The organism is Staphylococcus sp. KUGN1 (assembly GCF_045984185.1).
Taxonomy (GTDB): Bacteria; Bacillota; Bacilli; order Staphylococcales; family Staphylococcaceae; genus Staphylococcus; species Staphylococcus warneri_A.
Genome location: NZ_JBJQIL010000001.1, coordinates 889,438 through 912,046 on the forward strand (window position 1 = coordinate 889,438; position 22,609 = coordinate 912,046).

A 22,609-nucleotide genomic window follows, 5' to 3' on the forward strand; every position below is an offset into this window, starting at 1 on the left:
GTTCACTCCTTATCTTGTTGTTGTGTCTCTGATGTTGTAGTTGTGATAGGTATGTAGGTCTGTTAATTAAGGTTATGATTTGATATATATTGATTCATTATCATTGTTATGATTTCTCAAATAAATGATAAAAAACAGACAAATCGACATACATCACAACATAATGTTGAACAATTTATTAACGTTCTATTTAATAATATCATAAATTTTATATAAGTGTAATTGGATATAGGATAAATTAAAATTATTTTAATTTAATTCGATTATAAAAATAAAAAGCGACTCATAGATTACCTTGTTTAAGATAATTGTATGAGTCGCTTTGTTTATGATTTTATAAATGGCTTGATATATATTTACCGGAAACATATAGTTCATGTTCATTACAGATTGATAATATATGGTTAAGCGTAGTTGCAAATGCCATATCTTGGAACAATTGTGCACTATCGATAGGTACATTTGTATGAATTTCAGCTAAACGCTTTGATAAGTGTAGTTCATTGATATTGTCGTTAATTTTCTTTCTTTGGCCCGGTGTTAAGGCATCAATTTGATTAATTACCTCTTCAACACTACCATATTGTTGAATCAATTTGAGTGCAGTTTTCTCGCCAATACCTTTAACGCCTGCATAACCATCAGCTGTGTCACCCATAAACGCTTTGATATCGATCAATTGTTTCGGCGCTAATTCATATTCTTCATTAAATCGATGTAAGGTATATCGATTATAAATATTAAAGCCTTTCTTAATGAGCCATACTTCAACATTTTCGTTGATACATTGTAACAAATCTCTATCGCCGGTAATAATATAAACATCGTTATCAGTGGAATAGGTTTGTGCTAATGTACCAATCACATCATCGGCTTCATAATTTGTCACACCGATATTAACGAAACCAAATTGTTCAGAAATCTCTTTGACATAGTCAAATTGTGGAATGAGCTCCTCTGGTGGTGCTGAGCGATTTTGTTTATAACCTTCAAACATGTCATTTCTGAAGGTTGATTGCCCCATATCCCAACAAACAGCTACATGTGTAGGTTGGATCTCGTGGATAGCTGAAAAGATATGACGTACAAACCCTTGAATTCCGTTAGTCGGAACTCCTTTTGAATTGTACATAAATTGATTGTGTAGACTCGTTGCGAAAAAATGTCTAAATAATAAAGCCATGCCATCGACGAGTAATACTTTATTAGGCATTTCGATTGTCCTTCTTTCTTAATATATAATTGCTTCAAGTTGTTGGTGCTTATCTTTAAGTTGTGAAATTAATGATTCGTCTAATTCAAATGATAATAATTCATTGATCTGACTTTGAATATTATCTTCAATGCTATTGAATTGTTGTTCTGCTTCGTCAGACATTTGATCAACATATGTTTCAAGTTGTTGTCTTAAGCGACTAAAGTTAGGTTGAAGTAGTTCTAATGTACTTTGACAAATTGCTTCGTGAATATCTTTTTGAGCATTCGCATTTAAAATTTTACGTTTCGTTAATTGTTTAGGCAATTCAGCCATCATATCGTTTAAATCAATATGAAGCAATGGTTGATCGACAACATATGGTTGTAAATTGAAGCGTGGATGTACAATAATATGCAATTGACTTAACTGTTGCAAGACAGGTGCAACTTGTTCGTCTAATTGTTGGTTAAAATATTTCTTAATTCTTTCAGTAATTAATGATTGCTCTAAAAACATTCTTTGATGAATTTGATCTAGATATATTTTAGTTGAATTTTTCTTTTCAGCATTGAAATCACTATTTTGCGTCATTTGACTGTTATAAACAGACTTAATATCATCCATTAACTGGAGCTTTAATCTTTGATTTAAATGATAGACTTGTTCTTCGACTTCATTATTCGTATGTTGGGTTGTAGTAGCAATTAATTGGTTTTCAAGTCTCTCTTTGTCTTTGTATGATTCTAATTTACGTTGACGTTTCGCGATATCATCTTTATTGGTTTCAAACTCTGAAATCATGTCATGATAGGACTGATCAATTTGTTGGAGTTGATGAATCATTTGTTGTTCTAAGATAGTTTTAGATTCTACATCGACGAAATGTTGAATGCTTTCTTTTAATTGATCCATACCTTCATCACTTGATTTTAATGCTTCTCGACTAGACACACCAAATACTTCAGATTGTAATTGAACTTGGTTAAGTGCATCGGCAACATAATCTTTAACATCATTAAGGTCTTCATCACTTTCGGCTAAATCAACAGCATTAATAATCATTTTGAATGCTTGGTTTTCATTTAACTGATTCATATCTTTCATATGTTCAATGAATGCTTTGTCATTATCAGTAAATGAATGATTGAAATAACTGACGTATAAAATTAAGTCTGATGACGTAAGGATTTGTTCAGTTTCGTTTGTATGACGTTGGTTATTGGAATGTAAACCAAGTGAATCGACAACAATCTTACCTTTAAGCCATTCAACAGGTACTTGTAAATGTACTGTTTTAACGAAAGTTGCATATTCATCTTCGGCAGACCATTTTTTGACATCTTCTTGTGAAATGTGATGTACTTCCCCTTCTTCTAGCATATTGATATACATGTCGTAATGCTTTTCAACTGCTGAAATAAAGGCAAGTTGATTTTTTTCTAGTTTTGATTTTAATTGAGTAATATCGCTATTGATAAACTCATCTAAAGACGAGAATGACTGATTAAAGAACTCAAGTAATTGGTTAATCTCATCTAGTAATTGCTTTGATGATTTTAATGTAATGCTACTACTGTCCCCGTAAGTTAGTTCTGTGGTAGCTGCCGTTGTCGGATTTGGTGAGCTAACTAAGTAATTATCACCTAATAAAGCATTTATTAAACTACTCTTACCTGCACTAAATGTACCGAATACACCAATCTTAGTGATTTTTTGGTCTAAACGCGTGAGTGTTTGTTTAATATCCGTTTGTGTACGCTCGAATAATGGAATATCTTCGATGATATTTAAAGCTTTTTCTATATCTACTTGTGAACGACTTACTGTGTCATCACTGGCTTGAATATGGTCACGATGTTGATGGTGTGTTGTATCATGTTCTTCTTTAATAGTGAAATTCGCTTCAGTGCGACCAGTTAACTTATCTAAAGAGTCTTCCAAATGTATATAGTAATGTTGATAATTGCGTGTAGTGATGGAGTCTTTTAAGTTATTTAATTCTAAGTATCGTTGATATTCATCTGATGTATCATTATCTTCAGTTTCAATCTCATTAGCTTGTACATGTTGAATAGCTTTTTCAAATAACGGATTCGATTGACGTTCAACAAATTGATTGATTGCTTTAACCACTTCATCTGAAAAAGTTAATACATACGTATTACTAATCGTAGTTTGCGGCTGATATAGTGATGAAACTAAATCATTTGGAATATCATATGATTGGTTAAGTATATGTTCGTTTATATTTTTTTGATTGATAAAACGCGTTAAGAATGACATGTCTTCACGCATAGGTTGACGTATTTGAGTATTAATCTTTTCTTGAAGCATGCTGATGGCTTTATCTAAACGTTCAGTTTGTACTTCCTCTTTTTTTTTAGCCTTATTAAAGAGTCCACCTACTTTAAAGTCAGTAGCCTTACTTTCTAAATAAGAACGTAGTTGTTCTCGCATATCATGTGTCATAATATAGGCGTTTTCTAATATATCTTTACGTTTTTGTTTAAGGTACGCTTTTAATTTGTCTTTATCATTGAGTAGTTGTGCTTCTTCTGAAACGGCTTGTGTTTGTTGGAAATTTAAATAAGCTTGTTCAAACTCATCCTCTTCAATATTCAGGTATTCAAGTATACTTTGCATTTCATTTTGAATATATGAAAGTTGAGCATCTGTGATGAATGAAACAGTACGTTCCACATATGTTTCCATTGCCTCTCTATGCTTGTCTAAATACAATAGGTACTCTGATAATTCATCGATTTGATTTTTAGGATGATCGAATTTTGAGACGTAATATATATGTTGTAAATCGATGTCCCATTCATTGATTGATTTCTCAACTCTAGATTTGAATGTATCAAATGAAAGCTCATCATCATTATGTTTATCTATTTGATTAATGATAAATACTACTGGAATACCCACTTCATTAATTCTTTTCATAAATTGAAAATTAAGTGCAGATTGCACATGATTATAGTCAACAGTATAAAATAAAACATTACTCGTATACATAAATTGCTCAGTAGTTGTTTGATGTGTTGCGACATTAGAATCGACACCAGGTGTATCTTGGAATGTAAACCCTTTGTCGAATTTATCGGATTGGAAGTTAATCTCTACAGATTCTACATCTATATTTTGACGATTCATTTGTTTAACTTCATCATATGTTTTTAGCTTTGTGTATTGTTGGTTTGGCAAGTTTGCGATGATATCTTCTGTATCAGATACCGATACAATGGCTGTATTACTAGTAGTAGGTACTGGAGAGCTTGGTAGAATATCTTGCTCTAATAACAAGTTGATAAGTGTTGATTTACCAGCTGAAAAGTGACCAACAAATGATATTGTAAATTGATTTTTATATACTTTTTTAATCACTTGATTAATAGTATTTAGTAAAGCAGTGTTATTTGATTTTTCTACTTCTTTTTTTAATTTATATAAAATGTCTAACTGTTCTGTATGTGTCATGCGTATTAATCCCCTTTAGTTCAGTCAATAAAAAAGAAGAGATTAAGACAAAGTGATTTAAAATTCTATTCCAAATTTTAATGTAAGTGACGTTGTCATAACCTCTTCTTAATAAGTCAGTTATCATAGATTATGATATTACTTAAAATATTATCATATATATCGTTTAAAACCTATGAATTTTAGGCAGGATTATTCAAACCATGAGGGTTTGTTGCCTTCAGTTCCTGGCTTAAATACACCGATATTCTCTTTTGAATATAATTCAGGGTGCTTTGCAATTTGTACTGCTAAATTAGCGACACTTTTTCTTGATACTTCAGTACCTTCAAAAGCCCCTTCTTTACTGCTGATTTCATATATATTTTCATTTTTATCTGTTAACCAACCTGGTCTAATAATTGTATAGTCTAAGTCGGATTGCTCGATTGTATCAGCTGCTTGACGGTATAAGTTTAACTTGTCTCCAAACTGTTGCTTATTCCATTCATTGAAAGCTTCTGGTAACTCATCGTAAATACCAGGTGCAGCAATTAAAATTAATCGTTTAATACCTTTAGCATCCATCGCTTTAACAATCGTTTCAGCGTGACGATTTAATGAGCCAGAGGTACCAGTAAAAACAATATCTATATTGTCTAAGGCTTGTTCTAAATCTTGTTGGTTCTTAGCATCGCCTTCAAAGACTGTAACTCTGTTTGAAGCGTAGTCAGGGATACGATGTGCATTTCTTAAGAACAGGTTCACATTAAAGTTTGAATTCTCTAAGAAAATTTTTGTCGCTTCGATAGCCACACGTCCATTTGCCCCAATAATTAAAACATTCTTCATATTAATTACTCCTCTCAATAATAATGATTATTATATTTATTAATTATAAAAGTAATTTAAATTAAAACACTCTTAATCCAACCTTACTACAGTTGAATTGAGAGTGCTAATGAATTGATTTGATTTTAATCATTATGATTCTTTATTGATTTGTGGTTTCTTACCCCAATATTGATAATACGTACATTCGATATAGCCATTAAACAACTTACGGCGTTTTGTTGCTTTTTTATTAACTAAATGTTCGTATTCTTTATTACTTGTTAAGATATAAGTTGATAAATAATCGTGTTGTTTCATTAACTTACCAATATATCGATACATTTCTTCAACTTCGTCTCTATCACCGATACGTTCACCATAAGGTGGATTACCGATTAGTGCAATGGGTTCTTCAGTATCGATTGTTAATGTATTTACATCTTTTACACTGAATTGAATGATATCAGCTAATCCAACTTCTTCTGCATTGCGTTTTGCGATTTCAACCATCTCTGGGTCAATATCTGAGGCATATACTTGGATTTCTCTATCATAATTTGCGTGTTTGTCAGCTTCATCCCGCATATCGTCATAAATGTTTGGTGGCATAATATTCCATTCTTCAGATACAAAGTCTCTGTTAAATCCAGGTGCGATATTTTGTGCGATAAGACATGCTTCAATGGCAATCGTTCCTGAACCACAGAATGGATCGATAAGTGGTGTATCGCCAGTCCAATTAGCTAACTTAATCAAACTAGCAGCTAATGTTTCTTTAATAGGCGCTTCCCCTTGCGCTAAACGATAGCCACGTCGATTTAACCCTGAACCAGACGTATCAATGGTAAGAAGTGCTTTATCTTTTAATATGGATACTTCTACAGGATATTTTGCACCTGATTCGTTGAGCCATCCTTTTTCATTATATGCATGTTTAAGACGTTCTACGATTGCTTTTTTAGTAATAGCTTGGCAATCTGGCACGCTATATAAGGTAGATTTGACACTACGACCTTGGACTGGAAAGTTCCCTTGTTGGTCTATAATTGACTCCCATGGTAATGCTTTTGTTTTTTCAAATAATTCATCGAAGGTTGTTGCTTTAAATTGGCCCATGACAATTTTGACACGGTCTGCGGTACGTAGCCATAAGTTACATTTGACGATGGCGTTTTCGTCACCTTCAAAAAAGATACGCCCATTTTCTACTTGTGTTTCGTAACCTAGTTCTTGAATTTCTTTGGCTACGATTGATTCAAGCCCCATTGGACATACTGCTAATAATTGAAACATGCGTTGTTCTCCTTTTGGATTAATTTCGTTATGTTTATTCTAACAGAGTTAGATTTAAAATTTAATCATATAGTGTGATTCATTTCGGCTTATAGTTGATCATTTATAAATGTAAATACCGTTTATTGACATTAAAAAAGCTCTCCGTTGTATGGGAGAGCTAAACTAGTGGTGATATTTCTGTAAGCCATGTTCTGTTCCATTGTACTCATAACGTGCACTAGTCACACTGGTACGTTGGTGGTAACCATCTGTCTACACATAACAAATATATGCATGTGTCTCGTTTATACGTTGAATTCCGCTAAACAAGTGCTCCTACCTAATTTGGATTGCTCACTCGAGGGGTTTACCGCGTTCCACCTTTTATATTTCTATAAAAGCTACGTCACTGTGGCACTTTCAAACTATTCTAACCATATCAATTGACTTAGGTTATTTCGTTGCCGTCAAATTAATGCCTTGATTTATTGTTTCATCAAGCACGAACACTACAGCCATCTCAGACTGTGTGAGCATGGACTTTCCTCTATATCACTATAGCGATCACCCAAAATATCACCTTTGAGAGTATAACATAAAAAAAGGTTGAGACAAAGCTTTTTCAAGTATGATAGCAACATCTTCATTATTAAAAAGGAACATGTGTCACAATACTTATCAGTTATATGATATAACGCATTGGCTTATATCACACGGATTGTCTCAACCGATTCATTTATTATTTCCCAAATACAGCTTTTTCTAAATTAGAAATACGTTTTAAAATATCAACATTATTTGATGATGCATTGTTAGAACCATTTGAAGAAAAGTTTTTATTCTCTTGTGGTCTAGTTGTCGCTACGCGTAATCTTAATTCTTCAAGTTCTTTTTTCAGTTTGTGGTTTTCTTCGGAAAGTTTTACAACTTCGTTATTCATGTCTGCCATTTTTTGATAATCTGTAATAATATCATCTAAAAAAGCATCTACTTCTTCTCTTCTATAGCCACGAGCCATAGTTTTTTCAAAATCTTTTTCATAAATATCTTTCGCTGATAATTTTAATGAAACATCTGACATTTTTTCCACCTCATTCGAAACTTTGATCTTGAGACCACTGCATGTCGTTGATGAATTCAGTGAGTTCATCAAACGTCACAATATCACAAGTATAGTTTGTTTTTTCCATAAAATCAACTAACATCGATTTGAAGAATTTAGGACTCGCTTCTTGTTCTTCATCGTATATTAATAATGTTTGGTCAGTATGGTCTAACATAAATTGGTCCGCTTGTTTAAATTGGAATGGCCCTTGATATTCTGAATGAAATACGCTTTCTAAGAAATCTGCTTGATTAATCATATTTATGTATTTCGTTTGAATTTGTTCATTCCATTTAGATGTATGACCTTCAAAAGGTGTAATAACACCTAATTTAAGTTCAGGATATGTTTCTTTTATTTCAATCACGACTTCTGCTGACCATAATTCTATTCCCATCTGCCCTTGAATTAATACCCATTCTAATCCTTCATCTAATAATTGTTTGATTTTATGTTTTATAAATTCCTTTAAATAGTAAACTTCAGGTGCATCATCTTTGAATATATTTAATTCATAAGATTTATACCCTGTGATATAAACAGTTTTAACCATAATCTCCCTCTTTAAACATGTTTATTTAAAATATTGTTCAAATCATATTGTACTGCTTTTATTTTTTCAGTGAAAAGTTTTCTACTTGTACGCTTAAAATGGCATTCAACGGATAATTCTTCTATATTCTTAATTAATAAGTCTAATTTTGGTTTATTCATATAAGTAGTATCAATGAGTGATTGCTCATATGGTTTTAGTTGATCTAGTAGTGAATCGATATGTCGAACATAAGGTTCAACCACTTTGTGAAAGTCTTTGTCTTCGTCATATTCTCTAACTTGTTCGTAAATGTCATTCATATGATTGACTTCCTCTATTAACTGTCGAATAGTATCTAGCATCTAGTTGCCTCCTACATGACTAATTTATCATAATGTTCTTAAAGCGTCATATCAAAGTGTTTAATAATGGACAAAAGCCAGAAAATATTATCAAAGTTGATATTAATTTATGATTTTTACATTAGTGCATTAATGACATGCTATTAAAGTGATAGAAAGATTGTCGATATACATGGAGATAAATGTGATTGTTTTTATTGTTTATTTGATGAAAGCACGTTAAAATAAGGTTTGATGTATTTTTGGTTAGTTAAATATACATTAATTTTATAAAAGTTTGGTAAATCGTAAATTGTTGTGTATAATAATTGCAGTTTACTACCAAGCTTGTGTGGTGAAATATATGAATTATCCTAATGGTCAACCATACAAAGAAAATAAGTCTTTGGACGGACGCAAATCGACGTCAAACTCAAGTAATATTGAGTATGGCGGACGAGGTATGTCACTTGAAAAAGATATAGAGCATTCTAATGCTTTTTATTTAAAGCGTGGCATCGCAGTCATTCACAAGAAACCTACGCCTGTACAGATAGTGAATGTTCATTATCCAAAAAGGAGTAAAGCTGTGATAAATGAAGCTTATTTTCGTACGCCTTCAACAACTGATTATAATGGTGTTTATAATGGCTATTATATTGATTTTGAAGCAAAGGAAACGAAGAACAAAACATCATTTCCTTTGAAGAATATTCATGATCATCAAGTGGATCATATGAGAAACACATACCAACAACACGGTATTGTTTTTTTAATGATAAGATTTAAATCACTTGATGAAGTATATCTATTACCTTATTCTAAATTTGAATTCTTTTGGGATAGATATCAAAAGGATATTAAAAAATCAATAACAGTTGATGAAATACGAAAAAATGGTTACCATATTCCTTATCAGTATCAACCTAGATTGAATTACCTCAAAGCAGTTGATAAGTTGATATTAGATGAAAGTGAGGACCGCGTATGACGGAAAACAAAGGGTCTTCTCAGCCTAAGAAAAATGGCAGTAATGAGAAGTCCGACGAAAAAAAGAATAGAAATGTGAAGAGAACGATTATTAAGATTATTGGCTTTATGTTTATTGCCTTTATTGTTCTATTGTTGCTCGGTATCTTACTATTTGCATATTATGCATGGAAAGCACCTGCTTTTACAGAATCTAAGTTAGAGGATCCAATCCCTGCTAAGATTTATGATAAAAATGGTGACTTAGTCAAGACGTTAGATTATGGTCAACGTCATGAACATGTCAATCTCAAAGATGTACCACAAGGTATGAAAGATGCCGTATTAGCTACTGAAGATAATCGCTTCTATGATCACGGTGCTTTAGACTATAAACGTCTATTCGGTGCAGTTGGTAAAAACTTAACTGGTGGATTTGGTGCACAGGGTGCTTCTACTTTAACGCAACAAGTTGTTAAAGACGCATTCTTGTCTCAACAAAAATCTATCGGTCGTAAAGCACAAGAAGCTTACCTTTCTTACCGTTTAGAACAAGAGTATAGTAAAGATGAAATCTTCCAAGTTTACTTGAATAAGATTTACTACTCTGATGGTGTAACTGGTGTTAAAGCTGCTGCTAAGTACTACTTTAATAAAGATCTTAAAGATTTAAACTTAGCTGAAGAAGCATACTTAGCTGGTTTACCACAAGTACCTAATAATTATAATATTTATGATCATCCTAAAGAAGCTGAGAGCCGTAAAGATACAGTGCTATATTTAATGCATATGCATAAGAGAATTAGCGACAAAGAATATGAAAAAGCTAAGAAAATCGATCTTAAAGCTAATTTAGTTCAAAGAACTGATAAAGAACGTCAAAATACGACTGAAGAAAAAGATCCTGAATTAGCATCTTATGTGAACTTTGTTAAATCAGAATTAATGAATAACAAACATTTCAAAGATGAAAACTTAGGTAACGTTCTTCAAAGTGGTATTAAGATCTATACTAATATGGACAAAGACGTTCAACAAACGCTTCAAGATAAGATTAATAATGGTAGCTTCTACAAAAATGATGACCAACAAGTTGGTGCAACTATCTTAGATAGTAAAACTGGTGGTTTAGTAGCTATTTCTGGTGGACGTAATTATAAAGACGTTGTTGACAGAAACCAAGCTACAGATGCTCACCCTACTGGTTCATCACTGAAACCATTCTTAGCTTATGGTCCAGCAATAGAAAATATGCATTGGGCAACAAACCATGCGCTTCAAGATGAATCATCATATCAAGTTGATGGATCAACATTCCGAAACTATGATACTAAGAGTCATGGTACAGTAAACATCTATGATGCTTTACGTCAAAGTTTCAATATTCCAGCCTTAAAAGCATGGCAACAAACAAAAGAACATGCTGGTAATGATGCACCTAAGAAATTCGCATCTAAAGTTGGTTTAGATTACGAAGGTAAAATCGGACCTTCTGAGGTATTAGGTGGTTCTTCATCTGAATTCTCACCTACTCAATTAGCATCAGCATTTGCTGCAATTGCTAATGGTGGTACGTATAACAATGCACATTCAATTCAAAAAGTTATCACTCATGATGGCGATACGATTGAATATGATCATACAAGCCATAAAGCAATGAAAGATTCTACAGCATACATGTTAGCTGAAATGCTTAAAGGTACTTTCAAAGCTTACGGTTCTGCTTATGGACACGGTGTATCTGGCGTTAATATGGGTGCTAAAACAGGTACAGGTACTTATGGTGCTGAAATTTATAGTCAATATAACTTACCTGATAATGCAGCCAAAGACGTTTGGATTAACGGATTCTCACCTCAATACACTATGTCAGTGTGGATGGGCTTCAACAAAGTTAAAGAATACGGTACAAACTCATTCGTTGGACATTCAGAACAAGAATATCCACAATACCTATTCGAAGACGTTATGTCAGACATTTCATCTAGAGATGGTAAAGACTTTGAAAAACCAAGCTCAGTTGAAGGTAGCGATCCAGACTCATTATCTGTTAGTGGTCACCCTGACAACGATACTACTAATAAGAGTACGCATGGTGACAGCGATTCTTCATCATCTAACAGTAGTAACACAAACGGATCAAATGGTTCATCAAATAGTTCAAATGGCAGTTCACAACAACAAGGTACTAGCTCACAACAACAAAGTGGCAATGCCTTAACTCGTCTATTCAGTTTTAATGCGATATTTAACAATAAAGCATCATAACTCATAGACGAAAAGCACAAACCTTACAACAAGGTTTGTGCTTTTTTTTATGTCCGAATATACAAATAAACTCGCTAATGACAAATATGTCTAGTTAGCGAGTTTATGATAAAGTACTTCTAATCTTTTATTTTCTCTTTTTTCGAATTTGATATGAGGCATTCATTTTAATCAGCTCTGTTTTTAAAGTTTTCATTTGTCTATATCCCATAAAATGATATTTTCGAGCTTGCATATATTGATAACGCTCTGAAAAGTTCATTGGAACAACTGGATAATCATCTAATAAAGCTAAGTCAAAATCACTGATTTCATTAATTTGCTTAAAATAATCTATAATCATATCAAAATAGTCATCGAGTAAAGGTTTAGCTTCTGATGAATTTAACTTTTTTTGACTTGCTAATGTATCAAGTTGTTGTTCCAATTCCTCAAAGTCCTGTTTTTCAATCATTTATTTCACACTTCTTTCAAACTTGCTTTATATCGTTTCTGGCCTTCTCTACAATCATTGAATAAAGGACAAATATCACATTTAGGCTTACGAGCTAAGCAATGATATCTCCCAAAGAAAATGAGTTGATGGTGACTTTTGTTCCATCGTTCTTTAGGTATGACAGAGCAAAGTCTATCTTCAACTTGTCTCACATTATCTTTCCAACGGTTAATACCTAATCGTTTAGATACTCGTTCTACATGGGTATCGACAGCAAGTGAAGGTTCGTTAAATGCAACACTCATGACTACGTTTGCAGTTTTACGTCCTACACCTGCTAAACTTTCTAACTCTTGATGTGTTTGTGGAATTTCACCATCAAACTTGTTTAATAATGACTGACATAATTTTTTGATATTTTTGGCTTTATTTCTATATAATCCAATTGATTTAATATCGTTTTGTAATTCCTCATCACTGACATTCAAATAGTCTTCGGGTGTTTTATATTTAGCAAATAATGATTTAGTTACTTTATTGACTAAGATATCCGTACATTGTGCTGATAAGAGCACGGCAATTGTGAGTTCGAATGCATTATCATGTCTTAATTCGCATTCTGCATCTGGGAACATATCTGCTATGACATCAATCATTTCTAATGCTTTTTTCTTACTTATCATCTGATTTCTCTCCATTTAGCCAATCAAATTTAGGCACCTTTTTAACTGTATGTTTCATTTTAGGTTGATTAAATTGTTTACGAATTTCTTTTGAATCATCGATTGTTTTAACATTATTCTTCTTCCAATTTAATAATATACGATCCATATATTTAAAGCTTAACTTGTTCTGACTATTGGCTTCATCTAGTGCTGCTTGAATAATATCAATATCGTGTTGATCAACATCGATCCATTGATTTAATGTTTCTATTTCATAAGGTGATAAAGGTCTCGCAAAGGTTTGCTCAATCATTTGGAATAAAGTTTTAAACTTTTCTTTATCGCTTTGTACATTGGTAGTCATTGTTTCTTTTTTGAGTAATTGACTTAATTTCTCATAAAAAGGATCTAAATTCATGTATTCAGTGAAGCGACCTTCTTCATCTTTATTAACATTTAATTCTAAGAGTTCACGTTGAATTAAATTTTGAATAACTGCCGTTACTTCACGTGGTTGCATATTAGACCCTTTTTGTAATAATTCTATAGATGGTTGCTTGTTTGATGTTTCAGATGCATAGATGAGTTTAATTAATATAATTAAGTCTTGTTCATCTAATCCTAATTCACTATAATGATCAAGCAATTCTCGCCGAATAACGACAGGTCTCGTTTTTAATTGAAATTTATCCATCTTACCCCTCCCATCATTATTTGTACTTAAGAAATTATACAAGATATATCTAATATAAAAATCTAGCCTGTGACATGATTTTATGTCCCAGGCTTAATAAGTGTAGTATCTATCTAAATTGAATTCATTCAATATTATGGGTATAAACGATTTAATAAACGTGGGAATGGTGACGTTTCTCGCACGTGTTCTACACCAGAGATCCAAGCAACAGTACGTTCTAAACCAAGTCCAAAACCACTGTGAGGTACGCTACCATAGCGGCGTAAATCTAGGTAATAACTATAGGCTTCTGGATCTAATTCGTGTTCATTAATACGTTGTTCTAGTAATTCTAAATCATTAATACGTTCAGAACCACCAATAATTTCACCGTAACCTTCTGGTGCAATTAAATCAGCACATAATACAGTATCTTCATTATCTGGATTTGGTTGCATATAGAATGGCTTAATTTTAGTTGGGTAATTTGTGATAAATACTGGTAAGTCATAATGATTTGCAATAGCTGTTTCATGTGGTGCACCGAAATCTTCGCCCCACTCGATATCATCGAAGCCTTCTTCTTTCAAGAACTTAACAGCATCATCATACGTTATTCTTGGGAATGGCGCTGCTACTTTTTCTAATTTAGAAGTGTCACGATCTAATGCTTTAAGCTCTAACTGACAATTTTTAAGTACTGATTGAACGACATGTGCAACATATTGTTCTTGTACTTCTAAGCTTTCTGCGTGTTCAGTAAATGCCATTTCTGGTTCAATCATCCAGAATTCAATTAAATGACGTCTTGTTTTTGATTTTTCAGCTCTGAAAGTTGGACCAAATGAAAATACGCGACCATGTGCCATTGCTGCTGCTTCCATATATAATTGTCCACTTTGTGATAAGAAGGCATCTTCATCAAAATATTTTGTATGGAATAATTCACTTGTACCTTCTGGTGCACTCGCTGTTAAAATAGGTGGATCAATTTTAGTGAAACCATTTTCATTAAAGAACTCATATGTTGCTCTAATGATTTCATTTCTAATTTTCATCACGGCATGTTGTTTTTTAGAACGTAACCATAAGTGACGATGATCCATTAAGAACTCTGTACCATGGTTCTTTGGTGTGATTGGATAATCATGTGCTTCGTGAATGACTTCGATAGATTTTACTTGCATTTCATAACCTAAGTCTGAACGATTATCCTCTGTAATTGTACCTGTTACATATAAAGAAGACTCTTGTGTAATTTCTTTAGATAAGTTAAAAACGTCTTCGTCTACTTCAGATTTAACTACGACACCTTGCATAAATCCAGTTCCATCACGTAATTGTAAAAACGCAATTTTACCACTTGAACGTTTGTTAGTTAACCAAGCACCGATTGTCACTTCTTGGTTAAGATGTTGCTTTGCTTGTTTAATCGTTGTTTTCATAACCAGTCTCCTATTTTTATCTTTTTTCAATACCTGTTTATTTTAACAAAATATGTAGGTAACTTCTAGAACTTGAATTAAAAGTATGTGCATATACTCACGATTTAAATATGATATGAATTTAAAATGGTAATCACAGTGAAGCGTGATTACCATTTTGATTATTGATTGATGTCTTTATCAACTGTCTTTTGAATTTGCTTCAATAATTTACTAAATTGATTCAAATCACCCTTTTTCTGGCGATAATTTTCTAATGTTTGTTCAAAGAAACTTTTATAATTACTATTTACTAAGCGATCATCGAATGACACAATTAATCCTTTATCATTTTCATGTCGTATTAAACGACCTAACCCTTGTCTAAATCGGGTAACGGCATCAGGTAATACATAATCTTTGAAGGTAGATTCAAATTCTGAATCCATTAGCCAATATTTGGCATTGTTTTTATTCATAAATGGCAATTTAGCAATCATGACACATTTGATGCCATTTGCTTGAAAGTCAAATCCTTCAAAGAACGTAGAGGTGCCTAGTAATATAGATTTATCGAAGTGATTAAATTGTTGAACGATTTTGTAATTTTGATTTTGTTGCTGTGTTAAGATGACATAATCCTCAAATTCTGGTAATTCATTTAACATATCTTGAACCATATGCATCATTTTATAGCTTGTAAATAATATGAGACATTTAGATTCGGTAGTGTTGGTATATTCTATAACATAATTGACAATGGATGCGACATAATCATCAATATTTTTATAGTTATAAGGTGCCACATCTGATGGTATAAAAACATTCGTATTTTTAGTATTTTGAACTGATGTCGTGACTTCATACGTATTAAATTGAATATCCTTATTGAACCAATTTTTGAAGGAATCGAATGAATGATTGAATGTTAATGTACCTGAAATAAATGTTAAAGCATTAAATTTATCTAATACTTGTTGCGTCAAAATGTCTTTAACAGCGTAATCTTTAACGAATAAGCGTATAGTGGATTTCTGACTTAAGTTTTTAATAGAGATAAAGCTTGTATGATGATTTTTTACACTTTGTTCTATTTGTCTAAAGCGTTCTTTTAGATATAGTAGCTGTTTACGCATTGTTTTAATCGTTTTATGACTCATACCATTAAAGACTTCTAATGTTTTATTAAGTTTGTTTATTAAAAGATGCAAGTCCTTCAGAATTTGGTCATTTTCAAATTCATAGACATAGTGATATTTATGAATATCGTCGTCATAAACGTCTGAGCTTTGTACGATATCATAAATATCGTCAAATAAACGTTCATTAAGATCATGTATGTCATTAATATTAGATTTCAAACCAAACACATCGATGGGTGCAATATCTAGCTTTTCTAAAATACGTTGTTGTTCTAAATGATCAATGGCTTTTAGAAGTTTTTCATTTTCGTTTTTACCAATTAAGCCCAACTGATATTTAATATCTGCATAGTTTAACTCATTAGTTACTTGATTAAGAGCATAATCTGGTAATCGATGTGCTTCATCAATGATACAATCATCAAACAATTGATATATAGAATTTTCAGCATCCGAATGGATTAGATGTGCATGGTTAGTAATACCAATTTGGATGTTCTGCGCATTACGTTTGAGATAATTATAGTAATGTATATCATGACGGACTGGCACATAGGTTTCAATCTTCTGATCGAAATACATTTTCTGTCCGCCTTTTAAATTCAATTCTTGAATATCACCTGTTTGTGTTTCAGTAATCCATATTAATAATTGCATTTTAAGAATACTAACTTCGTAATTATTCGTTTCTTCTTTTAGGATTTGGCTAATTAAGCCTAAAGAGATATAGTCATTTTTGCTCTTAATTAATGTAGCATTGACTTTAAAATCAAGTGCTTGATTGAGCGCTGGAATATCCTTTTCTAATAACTGACTTTGTAATAATTTGGTATTTGTTGAAATCATCACATGTCTACCAGTTTCAATATTATACATTAACGCTGCTAATAGATAAGCTAATGATTTACCGCTTCCAAGAGGCGCTTCTATCATTGCTTTTTCACTATGCATAAGTTGTTCTAATATGATTTCAGACAAATAGAGTTGTTGTGGTCGATAGGTTAAGCCTAATTGTTTTGTTGCTTTTTTATATAATGTTTTCAATGATCCGTTAAATTCTGTAACTGGCCCTTTTAAATCGACTTGCTTTTTATAGATGATTTGTTCGAATTGACCATATTGACTGTCTAATGCCACGTTATTATGTTGGCGTACCATTTCAAATAAAATGTGATATAAATCATATTTTAAGTCCTTACTTAAGTAATATAATTGTTTTAATGTATCTAATGGTAATTGTTCGAACTTTTCGAAGGCTTTAATCATGAGTTGAGCTGTAGTTGTCGCATCTTCATCAGCTCTATGTGCATTGTTTAAAGGAATATCATGCGCCTCAGCTAATTCGCTAAGTTGATAGCTTTTATCAGTTGGAAATGCAATTTTAAATAGCTCTAATGTATCCAACACACGTTTTGGACGGTATTTGATATTGCAATTTTTAAATGCCTTTTTAATGAAATTTAAATCAAAGGCGACATTATGTGCAACAAATACACAATCTTGTAATTGTTGATAAATATCATGGGCAATTTCTTTGAAATACGGTGCCTTTTCAAGCATTGTTTCTTCTATAGAAGTGAGTGCTTGAATAAACGGTGGTATATCCAAATCAGTTCTGATCATTGAATGATATGTACCTATTATTTTGTTTTGTCGAACGAATGTAATGCCAATTTGAATAATATCATCATAATCAAGTTGATTACCTGTTGTTTCCAAATCAACAACTGCATATGTTGCTATGCCCATAGCTATCTCTCCTAGTTAACTTTGTTATAATTCTATATCTGCACTGATTAACCTTCTAAGTTGCCCCTCATCATCTTTCACCATTAAGAATCCATCATGGTCGATATCTATTGCTTCGCCAATAAATTGTTTATCATTTTCAGTAAAGCGCAATTGTTTATTCCACATATTTGTTGCAGCGATATATTCTTCTCTGATCTCTTCAAATGGAACAGTCAAAAATTGTTGATAGCGGCATTCAATATTTTGAGTTAATACATCTAGAAATTCATATCTATTAAAGTTATTTTCAGAATGAATTCGTATACTGGTTGCGCTATGCTGAATCTCTTCATCAAAATCAGAAACGTCATGATTCATATTAATGCCTATACCACATATAATTGCTTCAATAGCATCATAATTAGCAACCATCTCAGTTAAAAAACCACATACTTTTTTGCCATCTATGTATATATCGTTTGGCCATTTTATTGTTACATCATGCTTTGAAAATTGTTGTATCGCATCTCTTATACCTAATGCTATAAATAAATTGAATTTAGGAATCATCGCATATGGTACATCGGGACGTAGGACAATCGACATCCAAAGTCCTTTCCCTTTACTAGAACGCCAATATCTATTGAAACGTCCACGCCCTTTCGTTTGTTCGTCGCTTAAAATAATAAATGAATCCTGGTTCCCTACTAGTGCTTGCTTTGCTTTGAGTTGAGTTGAATCAACTGTACTCATAACGTCAACATAGTCAAATATGTGACGTTGCTCAATAATTGGATTAACAATGCCACTGTACCATTGATCAGGTAATTGTTTCAGTAAATGCCCTTTATGATTAATAGATTCTATTTGACACCCGTTCATTTTTAATTGATCAATGACTTTTTTAACAGCTGCTCTTGAAATATTTAATTGATCTGCAATATATTGACCTGAAATATATTCAGGTTGATGTTCATATAACATTCTAACGACATCTTGACTATATTTCGACATGTTTATCCACCCATTTCATTATTTCATCGTGTGTGTTAATAACTTGTTTCGTTATTACTGCACATTCTATTTGTCGTAAAACATCTTTTACCCAAGGTCCACCTCGTTGATTTAAATGTTGCATTAAATCACTACCATTCACTGCAAGTTGTTGTCGTTCATGTATTGGTAATTGATGATAACTTTCCATGATTGACTGTGGATTAATCATCAGTGGATTGGGTGTCTCAAATTGATTCTTAGATAGTAGCGTACTAAGCTCAATTACAGTTAATATATCATTGATATCATAGTCGTATACCATCATTATTAAATCTTTTTTAGTGCTAATGGTTGGTAATTGACTAATAATGTTTGTTAGTTGTTTAATATGAGACTTCTCTTTATTACTTATTTTAAGTGGTGACAAAGATTGTTGTTCATCAAATTTTGAGTTAATCAATGCTATCCATGTATCAAAATGCATCGGTTCGTCGATGTTTAATAGATGCATTTCAAAATTTTGAAAATAAGGTATATAGTTAAACGCCTTTAATTGATTGAGATGATGATAACTCGTAGCAACATTTCGCCCAGAAATTAATTTTTTTAGCTCAACAATGATACGTTCAATTGATAAATATTTAATATCTTCAATTTGATTTGCCATAGCTTTAAATGTATGATTTTCAATTTTGAAATTAAGTTGTGATTGAAAACGCAATCCTCGTAATATGCGCAGTGCATCTTCTTCAAATCGTTCAGTAGGTTGTCCCACCGTTCTGATAATGCCATTTTTAATATCATCTTCGCCATTAAAATAATCAAATGTTTGATAATCTGTATCCATTGCAATGGCGTTGATGGTAAAATCACGACGTTGTACATCTTCATATAAATCTCGCACAAAATGTACATCGCTAGGTCTTCGGTGATCAATATATTCTTCTTCTGCACGGAATGTAGTTACTTCATAATTTTCATGATTGTATACCACATTAATCGTTCCATGCTCTTTGCCTATAGGTATCGTATGATCGAATATGGACTCAATTTCATCTGGTGTGGCACTTGTAGTGATATCTATATCATGGATGGGACGTTGCATTAAGTAATCTCTAACAGAACCACCAACAAAATATGCTTGATACCCGTGCTGTTGTATTTGGTTTAAAATGGGTTTAGCACTCTCAAATAGTTCATTAGTCATGCAAGTCCTCACCTTTATTTAGCATTTTACGATAATAATATTCATATTGGTCAGTAATTAATTCTGAACCAAAACGCTGCTCAATGTCTAATAGCATTTGTGACTGAAATTGTTCATAAAGTTTGCGATCTTGTAACAGTTTAATAGCATATTGTGCTGCTTGTTCGCTATCCCCTACATCGACAATATAGCCTGTTTCACCATGTTTGATAACTTCTTTAATTCCACCTGCGTTTGACCCTATAGGTACGACGCCTGTTTTCATTGCTTCTAACAGTGTTAAACCAAAACTTTCTTTTTCACTTAATAAGAGTACTAAATCGGACAATTGATAAAATGCGCTCACATTGTCTTGTTTCCCTAAAAATAAGACATGTTCTTCTACACCTAAATCTCGTGTCTTTTGACGCATATCAATAAGTTCAGGCCCATCACCTAAAAGTACTAATTTACTTGGTATTTTTTCATGAACTTTAGCAAACGTTTCAATTATGGTGTCGATACGTTTGACGGATCTAAAGTTAGAAACATGTATGAGTACCTTTTCATTGGGTGAAATACCATAATCTGTTTTAAATGTTTCATCATGTCGTGTAGGGAATTCATTTTCTCTTACAAAATTATAAATTGGAACAATTTCTTTGTCAGTATGAATAATTTCTTTTGTTTGTTCTACTAATGAATGACTCACACTTGTAACGATATCACTTTCTTCAATACCAAATTTAATAGCACCTTTTAATGAATGATCATAGCCTAGTACAGTAATATCTGTGCCATGTAAGGTAGTCATCATTTTAATATCTTTGCCTGACATATGCTTCGCTAAAATACCACAGATGGCATGAGGTACAGCATAGTGCATATGTAGAATATCTAAATCATATTCTTTAATAACTTCTGAAATTTTTGTGCTTAATGTAATATCGTATGGTGGATATTGGAAAACGGCATATTGATTTACTTCGACTTGATGGAAAATCATATTTGGTAATGGTTTACGGATTCTAAATGGTATATTTGAAGTTATAAAATGGACTTCGTGTCCTCTTTCTGCCATTTTAATGCCTAACTCTGTAGCAATAATGCCTGAACCACCCATGGACGGGTAACAAGTAATACCTATTTTCATCAATAACCCATCCTTTCTTTATTATTTTTAACTATTTATCTTCTTTCGAATCGATCATGATCTCGAGTATTAAATTTGTCCATTGTTTCATTAAAACTTTCTGTCATATCGATATCTAGAGAATTGGCAATACATAATAATACAAATAGATTATCGCCTAATTCTGCTTTAATGGTATTTTCTTCTTCTGTATCCTTCTTTTTCTTTTCACCATATTGATGGTTGATTTCTCTAGATAATTCTCCGACTTCCTCTGTTAGTCTAGCAAGATTAGCTAATGGAGAAAAATAACCTGCTTTAAATTGACTAATGTAGTCATCTACTTCTTTTTGCATTTGAGTCATTGATTTCAATTAACGTCTCTCCTTTGAATGCATTTCTAATATAGTATATATCAAAATAAAGTGATATGCATTCTTAGTGCAATCAAAGTGAGCGCTTGCTTTAAATAAAAAATGGTTGATATCATCACTTGGATGATATCAACCATTATGTGTATCTAAATTTAAGTCTGACGAGATTAATCACTTGATCTAGCGATTAAAATAATACGAGCTAATTCAGCTAATGCTACTGCAGTAGATGCAACATATGTCATTGCTGCAGCTGATAATACTTTCTTAGCGTGTTTGTACTCTTTCTCATTTACGATATTCAATGCTGTGATTTGTTTCATTGCACGTGAACTGGCGTCGAATTCGACTGGTAACGTCACAATTGAGAATAAAACAGCAAGTGACATTAAACCTGCACCAATCCATAATGCAGTAGATCCGAATGCACTGCCTAATGCAGTTAACACGATACCTAACATAATAACCATATAACTTAAGGAACTACCTAAGTTGGCAACAGATACCAATGCTGATCTGAATCTTAAGAAAACATAACCTTGTTGGTGTTGAATTGCGTGTCCACATTCATGGGCTGCAATAGCTGTACCAGCAACAGAAGGTCTATCGTAGTTTGCAGGAGATAAACAAACAACTTTTTTGTTTGGGTCATAGTGGTCTGTTAAGAAGCCATCACCTTTAACTACATCGACATCGTAAATGCCATTAGCATGTAAAATCTCTTCAGCTACTTCACGACCAGTTTTACCACTAGTGGATCTAACCTGTGAGTATTTTTCATAATTAGATTTAACTTTATGTTGTGCCCACATAGGGATGACCATTAATATTACAAAATAAATAATCATTGATATTAAAGACAA

The 22,609-nt window shown here is 32.4% G+C and carries 19 protein-coding genes and 1 other RNA gene; 2 read left to right on the forward strand and 18 right to left on the reverse strand.

Going from position 1 to position 22,609, the window contains the following annotated elements:
• Positions 1-334: 334 nt before the first annotated feature.
• From ACJQQZ_RS04350 to ACJQQZ_RS04385, 8 genes are all read right to left on the reverse strand, one after another.
• Positions 335-1,213 carry a 5'-3' exonuclease gene (locus ACJQQZ_RS04350; protein WP_002451163.1) on the reverse strand — a complete coding sequence of 293 codons (879 nt, stop codon included), beginning with the start codon at positions 1,211-1,213 and terminating at the stop codon, positions 335-337.
• A gap of 18 nt (positions 1,214-1,231) precedes the next feature.
• Complete coding sequence (locus ACJQQZ_RS04355; RefSeq protein WP_124228297.1) at positions 1,232-4,678, reverse strand: dynamin family protein; 3,447 nt, start codon at positions 4,676-4,678, stop codon at positions 1,232-1,234.
• Between the two features lie 192 nt (positions 4,679-4,870).
• The gene (locus ACJQQZ_RS04360; RefSeq protein ID WP_145505282.1) at positions 4,871-5,509 is read right to left on the reverse strand and encodes an SDR family oxidoreductase; all 639 of its coding nucleotides are present in this window, start codon (positions 5,507-5,509) and stop codon (positions 4,871-4,873) included.
• A 132-nt stretch (positions 5,510-5,641) separates the two neighbouring features.
• Positions 5,642-6,784, reverse strand: coding sequence for a THUMP domain-containing class I SAM-dependent RNA methyltransferase (locus ACJQQZ_RS04365; protein ID WP_049424107.1), 1,143 nt, complete (start codon positions 6,782-6,784; stop codon positions 5,642-5,644).
• Positions 6,785-6,962: 178 nt separating this feature from the next.
• Positions 6,963-7,342, reverse strand: an RNA gene (gene rnpB / locus ACJQQZ_RS04370) — RNase P RNA component class B.
• Positions 7,343-7,505: 163 nt separating this feature from the next.
• Positions 7,506-7,847 carry a cell division regulator GpsB gene (gene gpsB, locus ACJQQZ_RS04375; protein ID WP_002451159.1) on the reverse strand — a complete coding sequence of 114 codons (342 nt, stop codon included), beginning with the start codon at positions 7,845-7,847 and terminating at the stop codon, positions 7,506-7,508.
• Between the two features lie 10 nt (positions 7,848-7,857).
• Positions 7,858-8,424, reverse strand: coding sequence for an SLOG family protein (locus ACJQQZ_RS04380; protein WP_124228295.1), 567 nt, complete (start codon positions 8,422-8,424; stop codon positions 7,858-7,860).
• Between the two features lie 11 nt (positions 8,425-8,435).
• The gene (locus ACJQQZ_RS04385) at positions 8,436-8,768 is read right to left on the reverse strand and encodes a DUF1798 family protein (RefSeq protein ID WP_002451157.1); all 333 of its coding nucleotides are present in this window, start codon (positions 8,766-8,768) and stop codon (positions 8,436-8,438) included.
• A 343-nt stretch (positions 8,769-9,111) separates the two neighbouring features.
• Between ACJQQZ_RS04385 and recU the strand changes: the two genes are divergently transcribed.
• Both recU and ACJQQZ_RS04395 read left to right on the forward strand, forming a co-directional pair.
• Positions 9,112-9,738 (forward strand): Holliday junction resolvase RecU, encoded by a 627-nt coding sequence (recU, locus tag ACJQQZ_RS04390; protein WP_124228294.1) that lies wholly within the window; start codon positions 9,112-9,114, stop codon positions 9,736-9,738.
• Positions 9,735-11,984, forward strand: a complete 2,250-nt coding sequence (locus ACJQQZ_RS04395) for a transglycosylase domain-containing protein (RefSeq protein WP_049424110.1) — start codon at positions 9,735-9,737, stop codon at positions 11,982-11,984. Before recU ends, ACJQQZ_RS04395 begins: the two co-directional genes overlap by 4 nt.
• A gap of 127 nt (positions 11,985-12,111) precedes the next feature.
• Here the strand turns inward: ACJQQZ_RS04395 and ACJQQZ_RS04400 are convergent, their stop codons facing one another.
• The 10 genes from ACJQQZ_RS04400 to ACJQQZ_RS04445 form a co-directional block, all read right to left on the reverse strand.
• Positions 12,112-12,438 (reverse strand): YpoC family protein, encoded by a 327-nt coding sequence (locus tag ACJQQZ_RS04400; protein WP_002451154.1) that lies wholly within the window; start codon positions 12,436-12,438, stop codon positions 12,112-12,114.
• Positions 12,439-12,443: 5 nt separating this feature from the next.
• The gene (gene nth, locus ACJQQZ_RS04405) at positions 12,444-13,103 is read right to left on the reverse strand and encodes an endonuclease III (RefSeq protein WP_049424113.1); all 660 of its coding nucleotides are present in this window, start codon (positions 13,101-13,103) and stop codon (positions 12,444-12,446) included.
• Positions 13,093-13,779, reverse strand: a complete 687-nt coding sequence (locus tag ACJQQZ_RS04410; protein ID WP_002451152.1) for a DnaD domain-containing protein — start codon at positions 13,777-13,779, stop codon at positions 13,093-13,095. The genes nth and ACJQQZ_RS04410 overlap by 11 nt, the downstream gene beginning before the upstream one ends.
• A gap of 134 nt (positions 13,780-13,913) precedes the next feature.
• The gene (gene asnS / locus ACJQQZ_RS04415; RefSeq protein ID WP_002451151.1) at positions 13,914-15,206 is read right to left on the reverse strand and encodes an asparagine--tRNA ligase; all 1,293 of its coding nucleotides are present in this window, start codon (positions 15,204-15,206) and stop codon (positions 13,914-13,916) included.
• 161 nt (positions 15,207-15,367) lie between these two features.
• Positions 15,368-18,076 (reverse strand): helicase C-terminal domain-containing protein, encoded by a 2,709-nt coding sequence (locus ACJQQZ_RS04420; RefSeq protein WP_145505285.1) that lies wholly within the window; start codon positions 18,074-18,076, stop codon positions 15,368-15,370.
• A 24-nt stretch (positions 18,077-18,100) separates the two neighbouring features.
• A complete protein-coding gene (locus ACJQQZ_RS04425; protein ID WP_049424118.1) occupies positions 18,101-19,072 on the reverse strand; it encodes a biotin--[acetyl-CoA-carboxylase] ligase in 972 nt (323 codons plus the stop codon).
• Entirely contained in the window at positions 19,059-20,261 is a 1,203-nt protein-coding gene (locus ACJQQZ_RS04430) for a CCA tRNA nucleotidyltransferase (protein ID WP_002451148.1), read from the reverse strand. The genes ACJQQZ_RS04425 and ACJQQZ_RS04430 overlap by 14 nt, the downstream gene beginning before the upstream one ends.
• Complete coding sequence (gene bshA / locus ACJQQZ_RS04435; protein WP_145505288.1) at positions 20,254-21,393, reverse strand: N-acetyl-alpha-D-glucosaminyl L-malate synthase BshA; 1,140 nt, start codon at positions 21,391-21,393, stop codon at positions 20,254-20,256. Before bshA ends, ACJQQZ_RS04430 begins: the two co-directional genes overlap by 8 nt.
• A gap of 35 nt (positions 21,394-21,428) precedes the next feature.
• Positions 21,429-21,746 (reverse strand): nucleotide pyrophosphohydrolase, encoded by a 318-nt coding sequence (locus tag ACJQQZ_RS04440; RefSeq protein WP_049424119.1) that lies wholly within the window; start codon positions 21,744-21,746, stop codon positions 21,429-21,431.
• A gap of 167 nt (positions 21,747-21,913) precedes the next feature.
• Positions 21,914-22,609 (reverse strand): zinc metallopeptidase, encoded by a 696-nt coding sequence (locus ACJQQZ_RS04445; protein WP_408023081.1) that lies wholly within the window; start codon positions 22,607-22,609, stop codon positions 21,914-21,916.

Bases quoted from the DNA above. Each gene is read 5' to 3' on its own strand.
- gpsB (WP_002451159.1), bottom strand. From the start codon at position 7,847: ATGTCAGATGTTTCATTAAAATTATCAGCGAAAGATATTTATGAAAAA.
- ACJQQZ_RS04355 (WP_124228297.1), bottom strand. From the start codon at position 4,678: ATGACACATACAGAACAGTTAGACATTTTATATAAATTAAAAAAAGAA.
- ACJQQZ_RS04410 (WP_002451152.1), bottom strand. From the start codon at position 13,779: ATGGATAAATTTCAATTAAAAACGAGACCTGTCGTTATTCGGCGAGAA.
- bshA (WP_145505288.1), bottom strand. From the start codon at position 21,393: ATGAAAATAGGTATTACTTGTTACCCGTCCATGGGTGGTTCAGGCATT.
- ACJQQZ_RS04365 (WP_049424107.1), bottom strand. From the start codon at position 6,784: ATGTTTCAATTATTAGCAGTATGTCCAATGGGGCTTGAATCAATCGTA.
- ACJQQZ_RS04420 (WP_145505285.1), bottom strand. From the start codon at position 18,076: ATGGGCATAGCAACATATGCAGTTGTTGATTTGGAAACAACAGGTAAT.
- recU (WP_124228294.1), top strand. From the start codon at position 9,112: ATGAATTATCCTAATGGTCAACCATACAAAGAAAATAAGTCTTTGGAC.
- ACJQQZ_RS04360 (WP_145505282.1), bottom strand. From the start codon at position 5,509: ATGAAGAATGTTTTAATTATTGGGGCAAATGGACGTGTGGCTATCGAA.
- nth (WP_049424113.1), bottom strand. From the start codon at position 13,103: ATGATAAGTAAGAAAAAAGCATTAGAAATGATTGATGTCATAGCAGAT.
- ACJQQZ_RS04430 (WP_002451148.1), bottom strand. From the start codon at position 20,261: ATGACTAATGAACTATTTGAGAGTGCTAAACCCATTTTAAACCAAATA.
- ACJQQZ_RS04385 (WP_002451157.1), bottom strand. From the start codon at position 8,768: ATGCTAGATACTATTCGACAGTTAATAGAGGAAGTCAATCATATGAAT.
- ACJQQZ_RS04350 (WP_002451163.1), bottom strand. From the start codon at position 1,213: ATGCCTAATAAAGTATTACTCGTCGATGGCATGGCTTTATTATTTAGA.
- ACJQQZ_RS04395 (WP_049424110.1), top strand. From the start codon at position 9,735: ATGACGGAAAACAAAGGGTCTTCTCAGCCTAAGAAAAATGGCAGTAAT.
- asnS (WP_002451151.1), bottom strand. From the start codon at position 15,206: ATGAAAACAACGATTAAACAAGCAAAGCAACATCTTAACCAAGAAGTG.
- ACJQQZ_RS04380 (WP_124228295.1), bottom strand. From the start codon at position 8,424: ATGGTTAAAACTGTTTATATCACAGGGTATAAATCTTATGAATTAAAT.
- ACJQQZ_RS04400 (WP_002451154.1), bottom strand. From the start codon at position 12,438: ATGATTGAAAAACAGGACTTTGAGGAATTGGAACAACAACTTGATACA.
- ACJQQZ_RS04425 (WP_049424118.1), bottom strand. From the start codon at position 19,072: ATGTCGAAATATAGTCAAGATGTCGTTAGAATGTTATATGAACATCAA.